The sequence below is a fragment of the Tenacibaculum salmonis genome, assembly GCF_041053065.1.
GTDB classification, from domain to species: domain Bacteria; phylum Bacteroidota; class Bacteroidia; order Flavobacteriales; family Flavobacteriaceae; genus Polaribacter; species Polaribacter pacificus_A.
The window spans coordinates 235,554-259,288 of record NZ_JBFCVV010000001.1 but is presented as its reverse complement, the minus strand read 5'-3'; the positions used below and the strand labels follow the sequence as shown (position 1 = coordinate 259,288).

Sequence of the window (23,735 nt, the reverse complement as noted above, 5' to 3'; positions counted from 1 at the left end):
TTATTATTTTTTAATAGTGAAATAAAAAGTAGTCCCTAATTCTGGCTCACTTTCTAGCCAAATAGTTCCTTCATATAAATTTACAATTTTTTTAACAATAGAAAGCCCAATACCAGTAGAATCGGGTCTTTTATTAAGTGATTGAAAAATTTTAAATATTTTATCATGAAATTGTTCAGCTATTCCAATACCGTTATCTTTTACCGAAAATTGATATAAAAATGTTTTTTCGATAAAATCTATTTCAATTAGCCCTTTATCTTTATTATTAAATTTTATAGCATTACTAATTAAATTCTGAAACAGTTGTTTAAACTTTGTAGTATCACCATTTACTATTGGTAATTTTTTAACTACTCGAATACAAATATTATCAGGTATAAATAATGTTTTCTTTAAACTGTCAATAATTAAATTTAAATCTACTTTTACTTTATCATTCGTTTCTGTCCCTGAACTAGAATACTCTAAAACACTAGAAATCAAATCCTCCATCGTTTGTAAAGTTTCTTCTATTAGCTTAAAATTGGCTAAAGTAACTTCATCTAATCTACCTTCATTATCTGTTTTTACCCAAGAAACTAAAGCATCAATACTTCTTAGTGGAGATTTTAAATCATGAGACACAATATGTGCATATTCATTTAACTCATCATTACTTTTTTCTAACTGACTTAAAAGTTGCTTATTTTTAACTTCTGTTTTCTTTCTAAATCTTATATTTATAGCACTTTTTAGCTGCATAGAAACCAAACTTGCAATATTTTCTAAAGTATGTAAATGTTCTTTTCTGTAGTGATTTTTATCTATATGTTCAGAATCGATAACACCAATAACTTTACCTTCACTTATTATTGGTACAGATATTTCAGAAAAACGTCTTTCTCCTTCTATAATATACCTACTATCTTTAGAAGTATCATTTACAATGACAGCTTTACCAAATTTAGCTACATTACCTGCAATTCCTTCACCAATAGGTATAATATTTTTCTTTATTCTTTTTTTATCTAACTTTAAAAAATTTGATGCAATTTGTTCTAAGGTGTTATTTTTATGATTTACTAAATAAATTACACAGTCTTTAGAACCTAAATATTTCGCTATTTTTTGAGTTACTTCCCAAGCTATTTCATAAATATTATCTTTTCCTAAAATTGATTTAGCTAAATCATTAATCATATCAATAATTAATGTTCTTTCTCGTTTTAATGTAACATCTTCAACAAGTACAACTTGATATTTAATTGCTCCAAAAGTATCTCTTACCGCATTAACATTTGCTTTTACCCATAAAATAGAGCCATTTTTACGTTTATATCTTCTATCTAATACAAAATTATCAATAGCACCACTATCCATTTTATCTAAGTATTTTTTAGATAATTGGAAATCTTCTTTAAAAGAAATATCTTTAATTGTTAATTCTAAAAATTCATCTTCAGAGTAACCAAGAAAATTCTGAAAAACACTATTTGTTTTTATAAATTCGCCTTGTTGTATAAGAGCTATTCCTAATGATGAGTTTTCTATAATAACATCTAACTCTTTTTTTTGTTCACTAATTAACTCTGTAGTTCTTTTTGTTTCTGTTATATCTCTAATTATTCCTTGAGCAGCGATTTTTTTATTATTTTTGTCGTAAATTAAAGTTGCATTTATTTGAACCCATTTAACTTCATTCTTTTTAGTTAAAATTCTGGCAACATAATTTGAAAACGAACCTGTTTTATATAATATATAAAAAGATTTAAAAGAATAATCTGAATCTTCAGGATAAATTAAATTTTTTACATTTAATTTATCTTTTGATATATCATACCCCAAAAAATCTATCGCTGAATCATTCATTTTAAGAACATTTCCTGATAAATCCATTATTAAATAAGAGTCATTAATATTTTGAAAAACACCTTTTAATTCGGATGATTTTTCTTTTAATGATTCTTCAAGTTTTGTATTTGTTTCTTTTAATTCTTCATATATTAAATATAATTCTCTTGATTTATCTTCTAATATTTTCTCTGCAATTTTCCTTGCTGCTTTCTGTCTTTTTAAAGCACGTTCTAATATATCTATTCGGTTCTGACTCATTAATTTTGATTAATAATAAATTTCACCTCTGTACCATCTTCTTTTATTTTTTCTAAAATAATTGTTGCACTTGAATTAAAATACTCAAATGTTTTATTCATTAAACCAAGCCCAAAATGATGCATTGCTCTACTCGATTTATAAATCATTATAAGTGATTTATCTGTTCTATTTTCTATAATAAATGTTGGTAATTCTGCTTCAGGATATATTTTTTGAACTTCAACATGAATATGATTTTCAATAGAAGCTAACATTTCAATAGGATCTTTATAAGTTTCTAAAAGTCCTGGATAACTTTTTTTGATAACACCAAAAAAGTGTTCAGCATATACTAATAATAAATCATCAATAGAAAGTGAGGTGTGATTACTTAAATGCTCTAATAGTTGTAGCATTTCAGAAAAACGATAAGTTCCAATTGCTGTATATACTCCTTCAGACTCTAAATCTGATTGAGTTATAATTTTATCAACAACTTCTAATCCGAATTTTTCTTCTACTAAATCTAAAAACTCTGTAAAAACAATTCCTTTCATATTTTTTTAATATTTTTTTAATTCATTTATACTCCAATAAGATAAAACTATTTCAATTTTCTTAACATAATCCTCATATTTTAAAGGTTTTAAAATATAACCTGAAACACCTATTTCATAACACTCTTCCATATCTTTTTGGTTATCCGAAGTTGTTAAAATAACCGTTGGTATATGTTTTAAATCGTTATTATTTTTTAAGATTGATAAAAACTCTATACCACTAATTTTTGGCATGTTTAAATCTAATAAAATTAAATCAGGAAAATTAGTTTTTTCTTGTAAAATTTCAAGAGCTATTTCAGCATCCTTTGCTTCTGTAATATTATGTTGCAATTCTAAAAATGAAACAGTTCGCTTCATTTTCATTATTTCGATAATATTATCTTCAATTAATAAAATGTTTAATTTTTTCTTCAAAATATATTTATTATTATTTATTGTTATCTGGAATAAATTTAGTCTAAAAAAAAAAATCACGACTTATAATTTGTTTATCACATATTTTATACCGTTGAATGGTATTTAGATTTAGACGAATGGAAATAACAACAAAATTAAATTACAAGCTAAATTTTTTTATATTTTTTTTATCACAAAAAACTCCTGTATCATTTTAAATTAAAATGATACAGGAGTTTTCAAAAAAATAAGTAAGTTGACTAACTTAATTTTTCTATAGCTATATTTAATCTATTTAGAGTTTTAGAACTTCTTTCTAAATCTGATAAAACAGTAGGTGAATTTTCAATAGCCTTTTTATATTGATTACTAAATAATTGTTGATAATAAGCTAAACCTTCTTTTAAATTACTAGCAAATATTTTTAAATATTTTATTTCTTTTGGAGTTGCGTCAATAGTTGTTTCTTCTAATTTATTTTTTAAATAATCGATATAAATACTTAATTCTTTAATAAATAAATTAGGTCTATCTGCACTGGTTATATTTTCTGATTCACCATAAATAGCTTTTGTAAGTTCATTTAAACGCATCTTTTTAGAAAAATAAGCAATATTTGGTCCTGGGCAAACAGAAACACCTGTTCCTTCGGTTTTAGTATCTAAATCATAAGCTAATAAAGCGGAAGTTCCCAATCCAACACAGGTACAACTTTTTGCTATTATTTTTTGATATTTAATATCATAGGCTTCTTTTGATAATACTTCACCATCGAGTTGTTTTATTTTTAAATGCTGAAATTGTCTTGATGCTGTACAAATTCCTTTTTCAGTAAACTCTTTATTTAAACCTATAAATTTTTTAGGGCAAGCACTTCCTGGTCTTCCTTTATCTATAAAAGATTGTTTTTCTAAATCTTTTGTATTTCCTTTTAAATTATGAAACGGAACTCCTAAAGGAGAAATATCACTTAAATAAACATCCTTTTCTTTGGCTGAAATTAACTTATTTAAAGTTTCGGTATCAACTGTTGTGGCTTCAGGAACTAATAAAAAAGGCGTTCCCCAACCTACCGAATCAACTTTATAATAATCTAATAAAAATTGATGTTCATCAGCAGTACCAACACCACCTTGTGCCGAAATTTTAAATTGTAAATTTATTTTCGGAACTACATATTCCTTTTTTTCTAAAGCAGAAAAAAGTAAGCTTTGAATTGATTCTTGTAACTCTTCTCTTTTATTTTTGAATTCTTCTAAAACTGGTCCTAATAAATATCCATCGGTAGCAAAAGCGTGTCCTCCACAATTTAAACCTGATTCTATTCGATATTCTGAAACCCAAATTCCTTTTTTCGCTAAAAATTTACCTTGAATTAAAGCAGAACGATAATCACTTACTTTTAAAATAATTTTCTTGTTGATATGCCCATTTTCATCAGGATAAAAACCTTTAAATTTTTCTAAATAGGCATATAATCGTGGATTCATTCCTGCTGAAAATACCACAGATGAATTTACATCGCTATTTGCAAAACCTCTTAATGCTGCGTGTGCGTCATTATATTCAATAGGTAATTTTTCGTTTTTTATGTAATTATCTTTATCAACTTTGGTCATGATATTTACATCAATCTGCCCCATTGATAAATTTTCTTTTAACCAAGTTGTCGTATTTTTAAGATCAAAACTAGTTGCTGTTAAGTTCTTAAATTCTTGCTTTAACGATGATGAATCAGGAAGTTCTTCAAAAAAATCAGTAATATCTTGTTTTGTTTGGGTAATATTCTTTTTAAATTCTTCAAATTTATCTTCAGAAAGTGTTTTCATTAAGTTCAAATAAGACGTTACTCTTTTTGCTCTAAAATCTTCCATTTTTTCTGTAATTTCATCATATGGCATTTTAAATTTCAAAGCATACATCTTTCGTATTTTTTCTAATAAAATGTCATCTACTAATGAAATAACCGAATCTATTCCAAATCTTGAAACCTTTAATGGAGAATCTATAGTAAATCCAATTCCCATAACAGGAATATGAAATGAATGTGTTTTTAACATAATTTAAGTATTATAGTCATTATAAAGTACGCAAGCTACTAGCAATTGTTATTTTATTCTATGATAAATATCATATGATTACTGTAACTAAAACACCTTTTTAAATTCTTATTTTTTGTTAAAAAAGAGATAAGAATTTATAACATTACAAAAAACCTTATTTTAGCAAATAAAAAAGCATGAGTAATTTTTTAATTGGAATTGGTAAACGTATCAAAATCATCAGAAAAGAACAAAAATTAACTATTAGCGAAGTTGCTTCAAATGCAGGAGTATCTAATGGCTTAATTTCTAGAATAGAAAACGGAAGAACCATTCCTTCATTACCTGTTTTATTGGAATTAATAAGTGCCTTAAAAATTGATGCAAGTGCTTTTTTTAAAGATATTGAAAATTCACAAGCAAGTAATTATATTCATATAACAAAAGAGCAACAGCAATTAATTGAAAAAGAAGTTGAAGCTGAAGGTTTTACTTACAATCATATTTTTAGTAAAAGTGTATCTGCTATGGGTTTTGAAGCTGTTATTTTAAATATAAAACCAAATTCTAAAAGGGAAAAAGTAGTTACCGATGCTTGGGAGTTTAAATATATTATTAGTGGAAAGTGTACTTACTTAATCAATGATGATGAAGTAATAGTTTCTGAAGGTGATTCTTTATATTTTGATGGTAGAAAACCACATGTTCCTATGAATAAATTTAATGAAAATTGTATAATGCTTGTTTTATACTTTTATTCTGAAAACAGGTAACATTTTTTAAATACTACCTGTTAACAAAATAAAAAGTTAATTATTTAAACTAGGCCAAGTAGTATCATTTATTAATTTTGGATAACCAGAAACAACTTTATTACTTATTTTACTATACTTAATATAAGTATTATCACTTAAAAAGAAGTAACAATATATTGAATTCCAATCTACAGCTGCTGTTATTTTTGTTTTGTAAGATAATAAACCAGACCAGTTAGTATTTGTAATTTCTTTTGGATATCCTGCAATAATTTTATCATTACTGATACTGTATTTAATGTAAGTTCCATCATTTAAAAAGAAATATGCATTATTATCATCCCAGTTTAAAGCCGCTACTATTTTATTTTTATAAGACGCTAATCCTGGCCAATTACTATTTGTTATTGAAACAGGATAACCAGCATCTACAGCATCAACATTCATGTCATAACGCAAATACCTTCCATCTTTTAGGAAAAAATAAGCTTTATTATTATGCCATTTAAAAGCGGCGCTAATTAAATTTTTATACTCTCCTAAACCAGCCCAAGAACTGTTACTTGTTTCTTTAGGATATCCTGAATAAGATTTGTCTAACACTTTATTATAACGAACATATTTATTATCGCTTTTAAAAAAATAAGCTATGTTATTTAAGTTATCATTCCAATCTAAACCTGCTATAATTTTTGAATTACTTGAGACTACTGATGCAGTTTGACCATTCAATAACAAAGTATAATTAACAATTCCTTCTGATTCATTATCAACAAAAAAACCTTGTTGTGCTGGTACTGAATTTAAAAAAACATTGTTTCTGTAAATATCTACATTATTAGATAAATTTGATTCCCAATAAATAGTATTAGTATTTTGCATCATTACTTTTCTAGCTCCTACATTTCCGACTAATGATGTACTATTTAATTGCCATTCTTTTTTTATTGAAACTCCTAAATGCGTTAATACAGAAGGTACTATAGCTGTTTGTGCAACGTTCCCATAAATACTATTAAAATTTTTATTAGGAATTGTTGAAACAACTGAAGTAAACTCTTCATTTCCTATCTTATTCATTCCTACAAAAATAGTTTTCTCTTGAAGAGATTGCCCTCCGTGTCCATAACCACCTATAGCACGTCCATGATCGGTTACCACCATAATTAACCAATCTTCATTCGTTCTTTTTTCAATCTCTGATACAATTTTACCAAACTGTTCATCTGCTTTTGTAATTGCTTTATTATAAGAATTTCCAAAACCTACTGAATGCCCTACTCCATCAATATCATCTAAATGAACAAAAACAAAATCTGATTCTTTAGTGTTAATTGCCTCTATAGCATTTGTAACACTATTTTCATCTCCACCACTTTTAGAATGATAATCTAAAAAATTTAATTTATCTCTAAAAAAATCATGAATTGGTCCCCAAGTAACAATACTTGCTGTTTTTAAACTTGAATTTGATTCTTTAATCAATTCAAAAACACCTTTTACTTTCGATATGTTTGATGTGCTATTGTCTTTTACTTGATGTTTATTTGCCCAAACACCTGTTAGAATTGTTGTCCAACCAGGACCGCTTTTTGTTTTTTGTTCTGAAAAACTCCCCTCTATACCTCCAGTATATGCTTTTACAATATTTAATTTATCTAAATTTGGTGTTGACGTTTCTGAAATTTTGTCAAACTGTAATCCATCAAAACCGACCAATAATACTTTCTTTTTTAACCCTGATTTTGAGGCTGTTTTTTTACTTGACTTTTTTTGTTTAGAATCAATATTTTCTAAACTACTTTCTTCACAACTATATATTGATAGTGTAAAAATTAAAATTGTCAACTTAAATAAATAATTTGTTTTCATAAAAAAAAGTTTACTAATAGTTAATTTAACTGTGTAAATTTATACTATTTGTAAACTTTAAAAAAAATAAAAACTACGTATTAACTCTAATATAATCTAAGTAACATTAAACATACATTTAATAAATAATTAATTTACAATATATTAATAAAGAAATAGTTAAAGAATATCGTTTATAAAATTTAATGATTCTAAAACATAGGTCGGTTTTTCTTTTTCTAATTGTTCTTTGGTTTGTGCGCCTGATAAAACACCTACTGTAATTCCGCACCCTGCATTTTTCCCTTCTTCAATATCAATAGCAGAATCACCTGCTTTTAAAACTTTTGATGCATCGGTAATTCCGAATAATTCCATAGCTTGAAATATCATATCTGGGTGTGGACGACCGTTTACAACATCACTTGCTGTAATTAACGCATCATAATGTATTTTTTCATCCCACTGTAATTTATCTAATAATAAAGTCGCTGTTTTTCTATCATATCCTGTGTTTAAAACAACTTTAATTCCTTCCGATCGTAAATTTAGCAACACCTTTTCAACTCCTTTTATCGGTTTTACTTCTAAAACGCCATACGCCACTGCTAATAATTTTTTAAAATTATCAAAAATAGTTTGAGAATCTTTTAATTTATCAGAATTTAAATGTATTAAAACATCTTTAATTGCTTTATGTTTTTCCTTTCCTGCTCCATATTCTAAAACCGTTTCCAAAGACACCTCAACATTAGCCGCTACAATTGCTTTATGCAATGTTTTATATACTACATTTTGTTCATCCACTGTTGTTCCTGCCATATCAAAAACAACCATTTCTATTTCTCTCTTTGTTTCGCTCATCATCATCATTATTATGTATTAATTATTAAATATTTTATTGATATTTTCTTTTGAAAACCCAGCACTTCCTGTCATTCCTTTTCCACCAATACCCGTTACAACATGCACATTATCACTTACAGCATATTCAAAAATATCTTTTTCTTTACATTGACTGTAAAAACCTGCCCATTTATATTGAATATCGTAAGTTGGTAAGTCTATTATTTTTTTAGCCTCGTTAATCATAAAATTATCAATATCTTCATTTAAGTCGAAACCTAAATCATCGCTATTTTTTGCAGTAGCATATTCATGAGAATCTCCTAAAATTATCGAACCATCTGTAGCTTGTTTAAATAAAATATGAACACCATATTTTTTCTGAAAACTATCAGGGTCTTCTTTTGCTTTAATTTGATTCCAAGACGCACATTCTTCAAAAGACTCATACCTACGGATTGTAGAACCTGTTAAAATCGAACCATCTAATCTGTAATTTTTTTGCGGTTTGGTTTGCATCATTTGTAATTTAGAAACCACCAAATCGCTATTATTATAAATTGCTGGATACAAGGTTTTAAAATCAACTCCATTACAAATAATAACTTTTGAAGCTTTAAATACCGCATCGATTGAAGATGTTACCACCACTTCATTATTTATTTCTTCTGTATTAATTACAGTAGTATTATAATAAATATCAATATTTTTTTCTGCGGATAAAAAAGAGTGTAAACGATGAATCATCATTTTTGGCTCTACGGTTACTTCTTCTGGAAAAAATAAGCCTGCTTTACAATAATCTGCACGTAATCCTGCATATTTATCTAAACATTGTGCTTTCGTTAATAAATTTGAAGTATAATTATTGTTTTTATTAATCTGATGTAATTCTTCAATTAACTGAACTTCTTCATCATTAGAAGCTAAATAAACCGTACCATTTTGACGAATTGTAACATCAAACTGATTTTGAATATCTTTATAAATAGCTAAACTTTCTCTTCCGTAATTTTGCCATTTTTGATTCATTCCCGAAGGCACTACTTGTCCAAAATTACGAACTGTTGCTCCTTGTGGCTTATTATCTCTTTCTAAAATAGCTACTGATAATCCTTTTTTTGCTGCGTGATAAGCGTGAAAAGTTCCTAAAACTCCACCTCCAACAACGATTAAATCATACTTATTGTTCATATACTAATTCTTTTAATTGTACTGGTTTCTTATATTTATTCTTAAAAAAATGAAAACTATAAATTGTTATTGCTAATCCTATAAATGCTAAAAAATATAATGCTTGTGTAAAAAATGAAAGCCAAGAAATATCTCCTTTTCCAAAATTCTTATACAAAAGAATCAGAATGCTTCCTAAATATCCGAAGGCATCGGCAATGTAAATTAAGAAACCTACGTTTCCATTAATTTTAAAAGTTGCAATCATTCTATCAAAGAAAATTCCGTTAAAAGGTACGTAACAACTGTATAATCCTATTCCTGAAACTACCATCCAAACTAATGGTGTAATAATTTCTTGTTGATATAAATATGTTGATACTAAAATTGAAACACACCCAATAATCAACACATAATGATAATACATAAAGGCTTTATAATTTTTAGTGATACTACCTATCATCCCTAAAACAATCAATACAATAATTGCTATTGGTATTTCAGAAATACTATAAATAGAAGCATCTGTATAACCTAAAGAATCCCATATTTCCCTGGCAAAATTGTCTCTAAAATCTCTAATTGATGTTAATAACATAAAGAAGAAAACGATAAACGTTAAAGGCAATGCATATTTTTTAAATAACTGCTTTCTTTCTTGTTTATTTAACGGCTTTCTTACGGCTCTTAATAGTTTATCTTCTGTTGTTGGTGGTGGTAATTTTTCTAATAACCACGCAAAAAACAGCAATGGAAGTATAAAAAATAACCCTGTAATAAATGGCATCCAATATTCATCAAACTGAAATTTATCTAACACCATTTTACCTATTGTTTTAACAGCTCCTGAGGAAACTATAAAACTAGATGATAAAATTACTCCTAATAATTCGGTAGCTTTTCTTCCTTCTAGATAAGAAAATACAATTCCCCAAATCATTCCTAATGGTAGTCCGTTTAAAAATAAAAAGAGAATATTATAAGGTGCTGGAACAACAGCAAAACCTAACAATGCTAATTCTGCCGAAAAAATAAAACCAACTAAATAAAGCATTCTTTTGTGTGATTTCATTTCTGAAATTACTTTTATACCTACAAATTTTGATAATGTATACCCAACCACTTGAGCTACGATTAATAAAATTTTATAATCAACGCCCCAAAAAGCTAAGTTTTCAAATGTTGCTACTGTAAAAGGTTTTCTAAAAGCATACATACAAAAATAAGTACCGAATGCAGCAATAGAAGCTTGTAATAAAAAACGTAAACGCATAAGTTCTTTTTTTTAACATCATTAGCCCTCAATTATTGAGGGCTTTATGACTGTATTTAAAAACCACTATAAAGTGAATTTAACACCAATGTTTCCTTTAACACCGTAGTATTCTACTTGTTTCGGGCGGTCTTGGCTTTTACCGTAATGATATATAAGGGGATTATTTAAAATATTATTGAAATCGGTATATATTGTCCATTTTTTTCCTATTTGATAAGATGCTGAAAAATCTAACGTATTATATTTTCCGTAATACACATCATCAATATCTCTTTCTCCGTAAGCAATAGCATATTTTCCTTTATGATTAAAAGCTACTCGAGTATTAAATCCACCTTTTTCAAAAAATAACTGTGCATTAAATAAACTACCTGCTTGATAAGCCATTCCTACTTTTCTTCCACTTGCTTTTGTCATTTCAGAATCCATAAACGTAGCGTTTAATTGTGTTCCAAAGTATTTTAAAAATCCTGGTAAGAAATCAAAACGTCTATTAATTCCTAATTCTAAACCACCAATCCATGATGCTCCTCCACCGTTTACAGGGGTCGTAAATTCAACACCTTCTTTTCCGTTATAAGTTCCTTGATAAGTATCATTATAAATAATATCTGTAATCGATTTATAAAAAACACCTGCATTTACAACACCTACATTTTGAAAGTAATATTCTCCTAATAAATCAAAATTCCATGAAAATGTTGGATTTAAATCAGGATTACCTCCTTTAAATTCATTATCAAAAGAAATAAAAGTTCCTGATGGAGAAATATCTCCAAAATTAGGTCTTGAGAAACTTCTTGTTGCTGCAAAACGGATATTTAAATCTCTTTTAGGAGAATATTTAACATGTAACATTGGCAATACCGCCCAATATTTTTTAGTCTTTATTGATTTTTTCAAAGCATCATTTTCAACAACATATCCTGATACTTTTGTTTCCGTTTTTGTAGCTCTTAATCCTCCTAAAATAGTCCACTTTTCAGAAGCTTTTAAAGTTCCCATACCATAAAATGATAAATGAGTTTCATCAACATCAAAATTTCTTCCTAATCCACTATTATATTGTAAAGCTGATGAATCATCTTCTAAAACACTTAAATTTTCTTTGTTTGATGCCCAAAAATTATTCATTCCTTCGGTAGATAAAACAGGTCCAAAAGTTGATTGAATATTAGAACCCATTTCATTTAAATAATCCGCTCTACCTGGTTGTTCAATAATATATTGAGAAGAATCTGATAACATTGGAGTTTCTCCTACACCATTCCATCCGTAGTATAGGTCTTCAAAAGTTGCTCTACGATCTTTATCTCTATATTTAGTACCTACTTTAATTTTGAAGTTATCGTTAATCGTATGTTCATAATTTAATGAAGCTGCTATATTATCTCTTTCTTTTATTGATATTTTATATAATTCTAAATCTGAAAACTTCATTTTAGTTGCATCCATTTTAAATTTAGAATCGCTAAAAAATCCAAATAAAGCATCGGTATCATTATAATCTAACTTACCGCCATCGGCTTTCCAATAAGCTCTATCGTCACCAGCACCACCAGCATCTTTTGGTCTGTTATCTAAATAATCAGCATTGATACCAACACCATCTTGTTTAAACTTTACAACAAAATAACTTTTATCTTGAGCTGTTGGCGTGTTTCCGTATTTAAATTCATTAGCATAAGAAGCAATACTCCAATCGAATTTTCCGTTTTCAACAAGATGTCTTCCTCCTATTTCTTTTCCAAAAAGCTCTGTAATTAATTCGTTATGTATATTTTGTAATTCTACTCTTGTAGTGCTTGTTCCTGAATCGAATTTATCAAAACGAATTCTATGTTTATAATGTTCTTCAGTATCCGATAATGTTCCATAAACTCCTCTAAAATACATTTTATGAGCGGGTGTAAAATTATATTCCATCGCTGCATTTAATCCCATGGTAATTCTTACCCCATTATAATCTCTTAACTCCATTCTAAAAACACCTTCGTCTCCTTTTCTACGTGCTTCAAAATTATCAGTACCCCAACTTCTATTCCAGTAAGAACCATTAACCATATATCCGAATTTCCCGTCTTTACTTTTATTACCAATAGTTAAAGAAGCATTATAAATTGGTTCACCAGATTTTTCATTAAAACCTCCACCAATATTTACATTTAAAAGTTTTTTGGTTGGAGCTGTTTGTGTGATAAAATTTACACCGCCACCAATACCGTCTGATTCCATATCAGGCGTGTACGCTTTTGCTGCTTGTACATATGAAATTAATTCCGATGGAAAAAAATCAAAAGCCGTTGCACGTGAAGTCGTTTCTTCTTCGGCTGTTGGAAGTCTATTTCCGTTAATAGTTGTTGATGTCCAAAACGGAGGCAATCCTCTTACCGATACAAAACGTCCTTCACCTTGATCTCTTTCAATAGATAAACCTTGAATACGTTGTACTGTTTCCGCTGCATTACGATCTGGTAATTTACCAATACCATCAGAAGCAATTACACTCATAATACTCATTGATTTTTTTTGAATACTCAAAGCTTTCGCTTCACTATTTCTTCTTGCGCCTCCATTAACGACAACTTCTTCTAGTGCATTTGAAGAAGGTAACAATGCTACTACACCTATATTTTTACTAGCACTACCAACAATAGAAACATCTACTATTTTTGTTTGAAAACCTATATAAGAAATTTCTAATTTTATGGTACCATTTTTCATTTTATTTATCACAAAATTTCCATCAAAATCTGTATAGACTCCTTTTGTAGTTTCTGCTACCGAAACACTTGCTCCAGGTAACGGAAAATTACCATCAGTTACAATTCCTGAAACGTTAGCTTCTTGTGAAAAAATAGCATTACTTATAAAAAGAACTACTAGTGTACTTAATAAAAGTTTAAATTTATTCATTTGTTTAGTTTTACAATAGTTAAATTATCTGATGCAAATCACGTTATTTTTTTACTATTTGTAAACTTTTAGATGTTAAGAAAACTTTTACAAAAAGATATTTTAATGTTAGATAATTGTTAATTAAGTAATTATATTATTTAAATTAACAATTCTAATATTTACTTTTTTACATAAAGTTACGCCTATTAAATAATCATATAATTAGTTCGTACTTTTGTACGCTACATAAACTATACTAATTTTACACTTTTAATACAATAATGATAATACAAGACTTAGTTGGTAAGTATACTATAATTGGTAATAATCAAGATACCGAAGAACATTCTTATAAAGGAGTACTTTCTTTAAAACTTGATATTAATAATCGAATAATTGCTAAATGGTTAATCAATAATCAACAAGAGCAAGTTGGAACTGGTTTTTTTAATGATAATATATTAGTTATCAATTTTAACTATAAAGGAGAAGATAACAATACTTATAAGGGAGTTGTCGTTTACAGATGTATTTCTAAAGATATTTTAGATGGATTTTGGTCTGAAAAACATGGAAACCCACTATTTTTAGGAAAAGAACGTTGTTTTAGAATTGATACAAATAATAATCTCTTAAATTAATAAAATATGAAATGTCCTTGTACCCCAACCAAAAACTATACTGATTGTTGTGAAAAAGCACATAAAAACATTCAAAGTGTTTTAACAGCCGAACAATTAATGCGCTCTCGTTATAGTGCTTTTGCATTAGCTAATGTTGATTATTTACAGAAAAGTCATCATTCAAGCACTCGCCCTTCTAAACAAGAAAACAATGAAATTCTTCAATGGACAAAATCTGTAGAATGGATAAAATTAGAAATCATCAATACAAACAAAGGTAGCATTAATGATATTACAGGAAATGTAACGTTCGAAGCCTTTTTTAAAGAAAATGATAAAATTGACACCATTAAAGAGAATTCTTCTTTCTGTAAAGAGGATAATAATTGGGTATATTTAAAATAATAATTATTTATTTCGATAAAAAAGATTGATTATTAAAAAAAAAGTTTACATTTGGCCTAGTGTTAAACAACAGAAAAAATATCACTTCTTTACCTATCGTAGCTCCTACGATAAATTCTGTTGGCTTAATTATTTCTACAATTATTATTACTATTAGCATTATTACCCTTTAGGGGTTAATTATATACATATCACTTTCGCACCTATTTATTTTTTCAATAATTGAAATACAGATAAATAACACCCAAAATTTATATAATTAATTTTTTTTATACCTTTAAGATGAAAATTTTAAAATTCGGAGGTTCATCCGTAGCTAATAGTGAAACAATAAGTAAAGTAGTTCAAATAGTAGCAAATGCTGCTGCTAAAGAAAAAATAACTGTTGTTGTTTCTGCTTTTGGCAAAACCACCAATAAATTAATAGCTTCAGCAAATAAGGCTGCTAATAATGATGTAAATTATACCGCTCTTTTTAAAGAAGTAGCAGAACATCATGCAGAAGTAATTTCAGATTTAGTTCCTAAAGAAGCACAATCAGAAGTTCAAGAAAAAGTAAATACCTTATTTAATCAATTACAAACCTTACTTGAAGGTTGTTTTTTACTAAGTGAAGTTACGCCAAAAACAATGGCTACAATTAGTGGTTTTGGTGAGCGTTTATCATCTTATATAATTTCTGAAGTTGCTAAAAATACTATAAATGCTACTTTTAAAGATAGTAGAGAACTTATTATTACTTCTAATGTTTTTGATAAAGCACAAGTAAATTTTGCCGTTACCAATAAAAACTGTCAAGATTATTTTAATCAAAATACATATCAAGTAACGGTTTTACCAGGTTTTATCGCCAAAACAGAAAACGGACTACCAACAACATTAGGTAGAGGTGGCTCTGATTATACTGCTGCTATTTATGCCGCTGCTTTACAGGCAAACGAATTACAAATTTGGACAGATGTTAGCGGAATGTTTACTGCAAATCCGAGTGTTGTAAAACAAGCTTTTCCAATTCCTGAAATTTCGTATCAAGAAGCAATGGAACTTTCACATTTTGGAGCAAAAGTTATCTACCCTCCTACTATTCAACCAGTATTAGAAAAAGAAATTCCGATTGTAATTAAAAACACTTTCGAACCAACTCATGTAGGTACTTTAATTGCTAAAGATTTAAAAAGCACTAATTTAGTAAAAGGAATAACACATATAGAAGACATTACTTTATTGACTTTAGAAGGTACGGGAATGGTTGGTGTATCTGGTATTTCTAAACGTTTATTTGAAACACTTTCTAATAAAGATGTTAGTGTTGTATTAATTACACAAGCTTCTTCAGAACATTCAATTTGTGTTGGAATTTATGATGAAGATGCTAAAAAAGCCGAAAAAGCTATTAATGATGCTTTTGAAACTGAAATAGAGCGTCAAAAAGTAAAACCTGTAATTGTAGAACAAGGTTTGGCTATTTTAGCTTTAGTTGGTGATAATATGAAAAATCATCAAGGTTTAAGCGGACAAATGTTTAGTGCTTTAGGAAAAAATAATGTAAATATTAGAGCCATCGCACAAGGTGCTTCTCAAAAAAATATATCAGCAGTGATAGATAGTAAAGATGCTAAAAAAGGATTAAACACCTTACACGAACAGTTTTTTGAAGAAAAAGTAAAACAACTTAATTTATTTGTTACAGGTGTTGGTAATGTTGGCGAGCGTTTTTTAGCGCAAATAAATCAACAAAAAGACTACTTAAAAGAACATTTAAAAATGAGTATTCGTGTTGTTGGACTTGCGAACTCTAAAAAAATGACTTTTGATACCAATGGTATCGATTTAAATAATTGGAAAGATGCATTAAGTAAAGGAGAACCTGCTACTTTAGATGATTTTTTCAATAAAACAAAAGATTACAACCTTCGTAATGCTGTTTTTGTTGATAATACTGCTAATCAGAAAGTATCTGAAACATACGAACAATATTTACGCAATAGTATTGCCGTAGTTACTTGTAATAAAATAGCCTGTGCATCTAGCTTAGAAAACTACAAAATATTAAAAGATGTTTCTAGAAAATACAATGCACCATTTTTATTTGAAACCAATGTTGGTGCAGGTTTACCAGTTATTGATACACTTAAAAATTTAATTGCTTCAGGTGATAGAGTTCAAAAAATACAAGCAGTTTTATCGGGGAGTTTAAATTTTGTTTTTAATAACTTTAATGAAAATACTACTTTTCATGATGTTGTTGCTCAAGCTCAAAAAGAAGGATATACAGAACCAGACCCTAAAATTGATTTAAGCGGTGTTGATGTTGCTAGAAAAATATTAATATTAGCTCGTGAAAGTGGTTATGAATTAGAATTATCTGATATTGATAATAATGCTTTCTTACCTGAAAAAAGTTTAAATACAACGAATAATGATGATTTTTACGCTAGTTTAACAGAGTTTGAGGCTCATTTTCAAAACATATTTAAAGAAGCTAACGATAAAAACTGTCGTTTAAAATATGTAGCTGAATTTGCTGATGGTAAAGCTAAAGTAGGTTTACAACATATTCCTACTGATCATCCTTTTTACAATTTAGAAGGAAGTGATAATATTGTATTATTTTTTACAAATAGATATCCTGTAAATCCTTTATTAATAAAAGGTGCTGGAGCTGGTGCAGATGTTACTGCTTCTGGTCTTTTTGCTGATGTTATTCGCATAGGAAATCGTTAAGATAATTTTTATCTGAATAAAAAAATCATACAAATAAACATCAACTAAAAAATAATTATTATTGTTTTTTAGTTGATTTAAATTGCAAAAAAATGGAATATATAAAAATATTTGCTCCAGCAACAGTTGCTAATGTTTCTTGCGGATTTGACTCTATGGGATTAGCAGTAGATACAATGGGTGATGAAATGACGTTTACAAAAACAACAGAAAAAGGAGTTAAAATTACAGAAATTACAGGTGCTGATGGTTTAAGTTTTGACCCAACAAAAAATGCTGCAGGAGTTGTTGCTTTAGCAATGTTAGCAAAACATCCTGTTGATTTTGGTATTGAAATAACCATGCATAAAGGATTTTCTCCAGGAAGCGGATTAGGTAGTAGCGCAGCAAGTTCAGCAGGTGCAGCTTTTGGTGTAAACGAACTACTAAATAAGCCTTTTTCTTTATTAGAAATCACAAAATTTTCTATGATAGGCGAAGAAGCGGCTTGCGGTACTCCAATTGCCGATAATGTTTCAGCAGCAGTTTACGGTGGTTTTGTCCTTATCCGAAGTTATGAACCTTTAGATATTATAAAACTTCCTGTACCTAGTGAATTACAATTAGTTGCTATACATCCACAAATTGAAGTAAAAACTAAAGATGCTCGTGAAGTTTTACCTGATAATGTGTCTTTAAAAAATGCTGTTACTCAATGGGCTAATGTTGGCGGATTAGTAAGCGGCTTGTACACAAACGATTATCAATTAATCAGTAATTCATTAACTGATGTAATTGTTGAACCTGCTCGTAAACACTTAATTCCTCATTTTGATTTAGTTAAAAGTGAAGCCATTAAAGCAGGTGCTTTAGGTGCTGGAATTTCAGGTTCTGGACCTACTATTTTTGCTTTATGTAAAGGTGATGATGCTGTTAAAAAAGTACACAAAGCCATACAAAATGCTTATGCTGATAAAAATATTGATTTCACATTATTTTCATCAAAAATAAATACAGAAGGAATCAAAATTTTAGAAACTAAATAAAATAACGTTATCGTAAATAAACAAAGTAATTTTGTTTGATTAAAATGACATTAAAAAAATAAAAATGAACTATTATAGTCTTAATAAAAAATCGCCAAACGTTAGTTTTCAAGATGCTGTTGTTAACGGATTAGCTCCTGATAGAGGTTTATATTTTCCTGAAAGCATAACGCCTCTTTCTTCTGATTTCATCAAAAATATTGATACCTATTCTAAGGAAGAAATTGCTTATGAAGTTATCAAACAATTTGTTGGCGATGAAATTCCTACGGATGTTTTACAAGATATCATTAAAGAAACACTTTCTTTTGATTTCCCTGTAGTTTCTGTTGAAGAAAATGTAGCAACTTTAGAGCTTTTTCATGGTCCTACCATGGCTTTTAAAGATGTAGGCGCTCGTTTTATGGCACGTTGTTTAGGGTATTTCAACAGAAATAATAACGACCAATTAACCGTTTTAGTAGCTACTTCTGGTGATACAGGTGGTGCTGTTGCTGATGGATTTTTAGATGTAAAAGGTGTAGATGTTGTAATTTTATATCCAAGCGGAAAAGTAAGTGATGTACAAGAAAAACAATTGACAACTTTAGGAAAAAACATTACAGCTTTAGAGGTTGACGGTGTTTTTGATGATTGTCAAGACATGGTAAAAACGGCATTTTTAGATGCTGAAATTAGCCGTACACTAACCTCTGCAAATTCAATTAACGTTGCTCGTTGGTTACCTCAAATGTTTTATTTTTTCTTAGCTTACAAGCAGGTTTATAAGCAACAAAAAGACGTTGTATTTTCTGTACCAAGTGGAAATTTTGGTAATATTTGCGCAGGAATGATGGCTCAAAAATTAGGTTTACCTATTAAACATTTTGTTGCTTCAACAAATATTAATGATACTGTTCCTAATTATTTAAAAGACGGAGTTTACACTCCAAAACCATCAAAAGCGACTATTTCAAATGCTATGGATGTTGGAAATCCTAGTAATTTTATCCGTATTCAAGAAATATTTGCAAACAATATTGAGGCGTTAAAAAATACTTTTTCTTCATATTCTTTTTCTGATGATGAAACACGTGAAGCAATGAAATTAATCCACAAAAATAGTGGATATATTGCCGACCCTCATGGAGCTGTTGGTTATTTAGGAGCGAAAGAATATCAAAAAACAAATGAAGATGCTTTATGTATCTTTTTAGAAACTGCACATCCTGTTAAATTTTTAGATGTTGTAGAAGAAACTTTAACTGTTAAAGTAGCTATTCCTAAACAAATTAAATCAGTAATGAATAAAGAAAAAAAGTCTTTTAAAATGAGTACTTATGATGATTTAAAGAAGTTTTTAAATTCGTAAAAAAACTTTATACATTAAAATCTAAAAGCACAATACTGTAACTTAATAAGCCTCTATTGATATTAAAAATCAGTAGAGGCTTTTTTAATATATATTCTAGCAAATAAAAATCGAACTCTTATTCGATAATATATCATTTAAAATATATCAAAAAAAGTACTAAAAACACAATAATTATCACTTAAAAAAGATAAAAGACAGTAAATCAATAGATAAGATTAAAGTTGTAAAATCAATCTATTTTACCTAATTTGCAATACCACAAAAAAAATCTTATGTCGATTGAAATAACACGTCTTTTTGATTTTCCTTATTATCAACAAGAAGCTTATAACTTAGAAAAAGCTTTTACAACCAAATACAATGGTCATTGGGAATCAATATCTACAATAGAATATATTGATAAAGCAAATACTATTAGTAGAGGTTTACTACGTTTAGGTGTACAACCTAATGATAAGATTGCCATAATTTCAACAAATAACCGTACAGAATGGAATATTTGCGACATCGGTATTTTACAAACAGGTGCACAAAATGTACCTATTTACCCAACAATATCTAAGGAAGATTATGAGTATGTTTTAAATCATTCTGAAGCTACTTATTGTTTTGTTTCTGACAAAACAATTTTAGAAAAATTAAATCAGATTAAAGGTAATACAAAATTAAAAGCTGTTTTTACTTTTGAAGATATTGAAAATGAAAAAAGTTGGAACGAAATTTTAGAACTTGGTAAAGATACTAGTAATCAAAATGAAGTTGAAGTCAGAAAAAATGCTGTTACTTCAGATTGTTTAGCTACCTTAATTTATACTTCGGGTACTACTGGAAGACCTAAAGGAGTAATGCTTTCTCATAAAAATATCGTTTCTAACGTATTAACTAGTGAAAAAAGAGTCCCTTTATTATATGGTAAAGAACGTGGTTTAAGTTTTTTACCTGTATGTCATGTTTTTGAACGTATGATATTATATTTATATCAATACTGTGGTATTTCTATTTATTTTGCAGAATCAATTCAAAAACTAAGTGAAAATGCTCAAGAAATAAAACCTCATGTAATGACGGCTGTTCCTCGTTTATATGAAAAAATTTATGATAAAATTTACGCAAAAGGAACTGATTTAACTGGTATAAAAAAGAAATTATTCTTTTGGGCTATTGATTTAGGACTTAAATATGAGCCATACGGAGCAAACGGATGGTGGTACGAAAAACAATTAAGCATTGCTCGTAAATTAATTTTTTCGAAATGGCAAGCTGCTTTAGGAGGAGAATTAAAATTAATGGTTTCTGGTTCTGCTGCTTTACAACCACGTTTAACAAGAGTTTTTACTGCTGCAGGAATGCCTGTTATGGAAGGTTATGGACTGACAGAAACATCACCTGTTATTACCGTTAATGACGTTAGAAATAACGGATTTAAAATAGGTACTGTTGGTAAAGTACTTGACGGATTAGAATTAAAATTTGCTGAAAGTGGTGAAATTTTAGTAAAAGGTGATAATGTAATGTTAGGCTATTATAAAGACCCTGTAAAAACTGCTGAAGTTTTAAAAGATGGATATTTCTATACAGGTGATATAGGAGAAATAGACAAAGATGGCTTCTTAAAAATTACAGGACGAACAAAAGAAATGTTTAAAACATCTGGTGGTAAATATATTGTTCCACCATTATTAGAAGGAGAATTAAAACAATCTCGTTTTATAGAACAGGTTATGGTAATTGGTGAAGGCGAAAAAATGGCAGCTGCTTTTATTCAGCCTAATTTTGATTTTGTTAGAGAATGGGCTTCTAGACATGGAATTACCTTAAAAACAAATGAAGAGTTAATAAAAAATCAAAAAGTAATTGACCGTATTGAAGAAGAAGTTGCTATTTGTAATTCTAATTTTGGAAAATGGGAAACTATTAAAAGGTTTGAATTAACATCCGAAGAATGGTCTATAGAAGGTGGTCACCTTACTCCTACCATGAAAATGAAACGTAAAATTATTAAAGAAATTTATAAAGATTTATACGACAAAATCTATAACTGTTAATTTAATTTTATCGTACAAATCTTAAACTTATAAAGTGTTGTGAAAGCAACACTTTTTTTATTTAAATTATGACTAAATTTATTGCTTTTACTTCTGATACTAATACAATAACTATTCCCGAAAAATTTGATTATCCTCATAATTACACACCAAGTACATTATCAAAAATAGCTACTAAAGAATTACAAGAATATTTAACTAATCAAACTGATTTTTTTCATGATTTTGGAATAAAAAACACTGAGAATCAAAATGCTTTAGGTAAAATGTTTGGCGTATTGGTTGTTAAAAATAATAAAGGTCAATTAGGTTATTTAGCTGCTTTTTCAGGAAAAATAGCAGAAAGCACACAACACAAACATTTTGTACCACCTGTATATGATGTTTTAAGTAAAAATGGTGTGTTTTTAAAAATGGAAGAAAAACGCAATCTGATTAACGCTAAAATTTCTTATTCAGAAAATAGTACGCAATATTTAAACATCAAAAAAGATTATATCCAAGGTAAATTATTAAATGAAAATTTAATAATTAAAGAGAAATCTAAAATTAAACAACGTAGAAAATTAAGAAAAGAATTATCTCAACAAGATAATCAACAAAATATTAATGAAGAGTTTTATATACGTGAATATGAAGTTTATTTACAATCTAAAACACACTCTTTAGAAAAAGAATATAGTAATTATCAGCAAAAAACAAATCAATTAAAAGAGCATAGAAAAGAACTTTCAGCAACAGGGCAACAAGAAATTTTTAATCAATATAAATTTTTAAATGCTAAAAAAGAATCTAAAAATTTAATTACTATTTTTAAAGATTCAAAACAAAATATACCCGCTGGCTCAGGTGATTGTTGCGCTCCTAAATTATTGCAATATGCTTTTTTAAATAACCTCAACCCTATTTGTATGGCAGAATTTTGGTGGGGTAAATCTTTAGATAGTTCAGTTCGAAAACATAAAAACTATTACTCGGCTTGTACAGGTAAATGCAAACCTATTTTAAATCATATGCTTAAAGGATTAATTGTTAATAAAAATCCTTTAATTACTCAACTTCAAGCTAAAAAAGATATAGAAATTATTTTTGAAGATGATTACCTAATTGTTATCAATAAACCAGCAGAATTATTATCAGTAGCTGGAAAAATAATTGAAGATTCTGTAGAACATCGCATCCAAAGAAAAAATGCAAATTATTTGGTTGTTCATCGTTTAGATATGTCTACTTCAGGAATTTTACTGATAGCTAAAAATATAGATATCTATAAAACTCTACAAGCTCAATTTACAAACAGAACAATTAAAAAACGATATGTTGCTGTACTTAATGGAATCATATCACAAAAATCAGGTGAAATAAACTTGCCGTTAAGAGTCAATTTAAACGACAGACCAAAACAATTAGTTTGTAATACTCATGGAAAACAAGCACAAACTAAATGGGAAATTATTGATGTAAAAAACGGAAAAACAAGAGTATATTTTTATCCAATTACAGGACGTACGCATCAATTACGAGTTCATGCAGCTCATAATTTAGGGTTAAATACTCCAATTATTGGTGATGATTTATACGGAACAAAAGCAAATAGATTACACTTACACGCTGAAAAAATAGAATTTAGACATCCTATTAGTCGAAAAATAGTTATTTTTATTTGTCCTCCTACTTTTTAAA

At 28.2% G+C, this 23,735-nt stretch carries 17 protein-coding genes; 8 read left to right on the top strand and 9 right to left on the bottom strand.

The genetic code is table 11. The annotated features are described in order from the left end of the window. Window positions 1-3: 3 nt before the first annotated feature. The 4 genes from AB0T67_RS01115 to AB0T67_RS01100 all read right to left on the bottom strand — a co-directional run bounded on the left by AB0T67_RS01115 (window position 4) and on the right by AB0T67_RS01100 (window position 5,095). Window positions 4-2,094, bottom strand: coding sequence for a PAS domain S-box protein (locus tag AB0T67_RS01115; RefSeq protein ID WP_369218778.1), 2,091 nt, complete (start codon window positions 2,092-2,094; stop codon window positions 4-6). Beyond that, entirely contained in the window at window positions 2,094-2,633 is a 540-nt protein-coding gene (locus tag AB0T67_RS01110; RefSeq protein ID WP_271230076.1) for a heme NO-binding domain-containing protein, read from the bottom strand. The genes AB0T67_RS01115 and AB0T67_RS01110 overlap by 1 nt, the downstream gene beginning before the upstream one ends. 6 nt (window positions 2,634-2,639) lie before the next feature. Further along, on the bottom strand, window positions 2,640-3,053 hold the full coding sequence (locus AB0T67_RS01105; RefSeq protein ID WP_369218777.1) for a response regulator: 414 nt from the start codon (window positions 3,051-3,053) through the stop codon (window positions 2,640-2,642). 242 nt (window positions 3,054-3,295) lie between these two features. Then, a complete protein-coding gene (locus tag AB0T67_RS01100) occupies window positions 3,296-5,095 on the bottom strand; it encodes a hypothetical protein (RefSeq protein WP_369218776.1) in 1,800 nt (599 codons plus the stop codon). Between the two features lie 179 nt (window positions 5,096-5,274). Between AB0T67_RS01100 and AB0T67_RS01095 the strand changes: the two genes are divergently transcribed. Then, the gene (locus tag AB0T67_RS01095) at window positions 5,275-5,850 is read left to right on the top strand and encodes a helix-turn-helix domain-containing protein (protein WP_369218775.1); all 576 of its coding nucleotides are present in this window, start codon (window positions 5,275-5,277) and stop codon (window positions 5,848-5,850) included. 36 nt (window positions 5,851-5,886) lie between these two features. On the opposite strand, the gene AB0T67_RS01090 is transcribed toward AB0T67_RS01095, so the two are convergent. From AB0T67_RS01090 to AB0T67_RS01070, 5 genes are all read right to left on the bottom strand, one after another. Continuing rightward, window positions 5,887-7,704 (bottom strand): hemopexin repeat-containing protein, encoded by a 1,818-nt coding sequence (locus tag AB0T67_RS01090; RefSeq protein WP_369218774.1) that lies wholly within the window; start codon window positions 7,702-7,704, stop codon window positions 5,887-5,889. A gap of 159 nt (window positions 7,705-7,863) precedes the next feature. Then, window positions 7,864-8,547 (bottom strand): phosphonatase-like hydrolase, encoded by a 684-nt coding sequence (locus AB0T67_RS01085; protein ID WP_369218773.1) that lies wholly within the window; start codon window positions 8,545-8,547, stop codon window positions 7,864-7,866. Between the two features lie 18 nt (window positions 8,548-8,565). Next, complete coding sequence (locus tag AB0T67_RS01080; protein WP_369218772.1) at window positions 8,566-9,723, bottom strand: TIGR03364 family FAD-dependent oxidoreductase; 1,158 nt, start codon at window positions 9,721-9,723, stop codon at window positions 8,566-8,568. Further along, a complete protein-coding gene (locus AB0T67_RS01075) occupies window positions 9,713-10,975 on the bottom strand; it encodes a DUF5690 family protein (protein WP_369218771.1) in 1,263 nt (420 codons plus the stop codon). The genes AB0T67_RS01080 and AB0T67_RS01075 overlap by 11 nt, the downstream gene beginning before the upstream one ends. A gap of 66 nt (window positions 10,976-11,041) precedes the next feature. After that, window positions 11,042-13,894, bottom strand: a complete 2,853-nt coding sequence (locus AB0T67_RS01070) for a TonB-dependent receptor (protein WP_369218770.1) — start codon at window positions 13,892-13,894, stop codon at window positions 11,042-11,044. A 263-nt stretch (window positions 13,895-14,157) separates the two neighbouring features. Between AB0T67_RS01070 and AB0T67_RS01065 the strand changes: the two genes are divergently transcribed. The 7 genes from AB0T67_RS01065 to AB0T67_RS01035 all read left to right on the top strand — a co-directional run bounded on the left by AB0T67_RS01065 (window position 14,158) and on the right by AB0T67_RS01035 (window position 23,734). Next, window positions 14,158-14,517 (top strand): hypothetical protein, encoded by a 360-nt coding sequence (locus AB0T67_RS01065; RefSeq protein ID WP_369218769.1) that lies wholly within the window; start codon window positions 14,158-14,160, stop codon window positions 14,515-14,517. 6 nt (window positions 14,518-14,523) lie between these two features. Then, a complete protein-coding gene (locus AB0T67_RS01060) occupies window positions 14,524-14,904 on the top strand; it encodes a YchJ family protein (RefSeq protein ID WP_369218768.1) in 381 nt (126 codons plus the stop codon). A 282-nt stretch (window positions 14,905-15,186) separates the two neighbouring features. Beyond that, entirely contained in the window at window positions 15,187-17,628 is a 2,442-nt protein-coding gene (gene thrA, locus AB0T67_RS01055; RefSeq protein ID WP_369218767.1) for a bifunctional aspartate kinase/homoserine dehydrogenase I, read from the top strand. A gap of 92 nt (window positions 17,629-17,720) precedes the next feature. Next, on the top strand, window positions 17,721-18,653 hold the full coding sequence (locus AB0T67_RS01050; protein ID WP_369218766.1) for a homoserine kinase: 933 nt from the start codon (window positions 17,721-17,723) through the stop codon (window positions 18,651-18,653). Between the two features lie 64 nt (window positions 18,654-18,717). Further along, window positions 18,718-20,004, top strand: coding sequence for a threonine synthase (gene thrC, locus AB0T67_RS01045; RefSeq protein WP_369218765.1), 1,287 nt, complete (start codon window positions 18,718-18,720; stop codon window positions 20,002-20,004). A 275-nt stretch (window positions 20,005-20,279) separates the two neighbouring features. Continuing rightward, window positions 20,280-22,052 (top strand): AMP-dependent synthetase/ligase, encoded by a 1,773-nt coding sequence (locus AB0T67_RS01040; protein WP_369218764.1) that lies wholly within the window; start codon window positions 20,280-20,282, stop codon window positions 22,050-22,052. Between the two features lie 68 nt (window positions 22,053-22,120). Further along, the gene (locus tag AB0T67_RS01035; protein ID WP_369218763.1) at window positions 22,121-23,734 is read left to right on the top strand and encodes an RluA family pseudouridine synthase; all 1,614 of its coding nucleotides are present in this window, start codon (window positions 22,121-22,123) and stop codon (window positions 23,732-23,734) included. The last annotated feature ends 1 nt before the right edge of the window (window position 23,735 follow it).

Coding starts and splice junctions, on each gene's coding strand:
- AB0T67_RS01100 (WP_369218776.1), bottom strand. CDS start 5,095: ATGTTAAAAACACATTCATTTCATATTCCTGTTATGGGAATTGGATTT.
- AB0T67_RS01115 (WP_369218778.1), bottom strand. CDS start 2,094: ATGAGTCAGAACCGAATAGATATATTAGAACGTGCTTTAAAAAGACAG.
- AB0T67_RS01040 (WP_369218764.1), top strand. CDS start 20,280: ATGTCGATTGAAATAACACGTCTTTTTGATTTTCCTTATTATCAACAA.
- AB0T67_RS01065 (WP_369218769.1), top strand. CDS start 14,158: ATGATAATACAAGACTTAGTTGGTAAGTATACTATAATTGGTAATAAT.
- thrA (WP_369218767.1), top strand. CDS start 15,187: ATGAAAATTTTAAAATTCGGAGGTTCATCCGTAGCTAATAGTGAAACA.
- AB0T67_RS01060 (WP_369218768.1), top strand. CDS start 14,524: ATGAAATGTCCTTGTACCCCAACCAAAAACTATACTGATTGTTGTGAA.
- AB0T67_RS01050 (WP_369218766.1), top strand. CDS start 17,721: ATGGAATATATAAAAATATTTGCTCCAGCAACAGTTGCTAATGTTTCT.
- AB0T67_RS01070 (WP_369218770.1), bottom strand. CDS start 13,894: ATGAATAAATTTAAACTTTTATTAAGTACACTAGTAGTTCTTTTTATA.
- AB0T67_RS01035 (WP_369218763.1), top strand. CDS start 22,121: ATGACTAAATTTATTGCTTTTACTTCTGATACTAATACAATAACTATT.
- thrC (WP_369218765.1), top strand. CDS start 18,718: ATGAACTATTATAGTCTTAATAAAAAATCGCCAAACGTTAGTTTTCAA.
- AB0T67_RS01080 (WP_369218772.1), bottom strand. CDS start 9,723: ATGAACAATAAGTATGATTTAATCGTTGTTGGAGGTGGAGTTTTAGGA.
- AB0T67_RS01075 (WP_369218771.1), bottom strand. CDS start 10,975: ATGCGTTTACGTTTTTTATTACAAGCTTCTATTGCTGCATTCGGTACT.
- AB0T67_RS01095 (WP_369218775.1), top strand. CDS start 5,275: ATGAGTAATTTTTTAATTGGAATTGGTAAACGTATCAAAATCATCAGA.
- AB0T67_RS01110 (WP_271230076.1), bottom strand. CDS start 2,633: ATGAAAGGAATTGTTTTTACAGAGTTTTTAGATTTAGTAGAAGAAAAA.
- AB0T67_RS01085 (WP_369218773.1), bottom strand. CDS start 8,547: ATGAGCGAAACAAAGAGAGAAATAGAAATGGTTGTTTTTGATATGGCA.
- AB0T67_RS01090 (WP_369218774.1), bottom strand. CDS start 7,704: ATGAAAACAAATTATTTATTTAAGTTGACAATTTTAATTTTTACACTA.